At 55.3% G+C, this 300-nt stretch carries 1 protein-coding gene; it reads right to left on the bottom strand.

The genetic code is table 11. The annotated features are described in order from the left end of the window. A partial coding sequence (locus PUR53_RS47950) for a hypothetical protein (RefSeq protein ID WP_329906931.1) occupies nucleotides 1-199 on the bottom strand: 199 nt, incomplete at its 3' end. Between the last annotated feature and the right edge of the window lie 101 nt (nucleotides 200-300).

The raw sequence follows: 300 nt of genomic DNA, 5'->3' as shown, positions 1-300 counted from the left end.
GGGGGGGGCGTGTGGAGGGGGGCCAGATCCCACAACAAACCGCCAGGCCACCACCCACACAACACAAACCACCACCAAAACCACAAAAAAAAAACAACAAAAAACAACAAAAACACCAAAACAAAAAACAAAAAAAAAAAAAAAAAGAACAAAAAAGACGCCGACAAAAACAAAAAAACCCCCCCCCCCCCCCCCCCACCAACACACCCACCCCCCCCCCCCCCACCCCCCAAAAAACCCCCACAAAAAACGTGGGGGAGTGGGGGGTAACGCACGCCCCCGAACGCGCGCCGGGGGCCC

Origin of the sequence: Streptomyces sp. SP18BB07, from assembly GCF_036322545.1 — a bacterium.
Taxonomy (GTDB): domain Bacteria; phylum Actinomycetota; class Actinomycetes; order Streptomycetales; family Streptomycetaceae; genus Streptomyces; species Streptomyces deccanensis.
The sequence above is the reverse complement of the archived record's forward strand: the minus strand, read 5'-3'. Positions and strand labels throughout refer to the sequence as shown.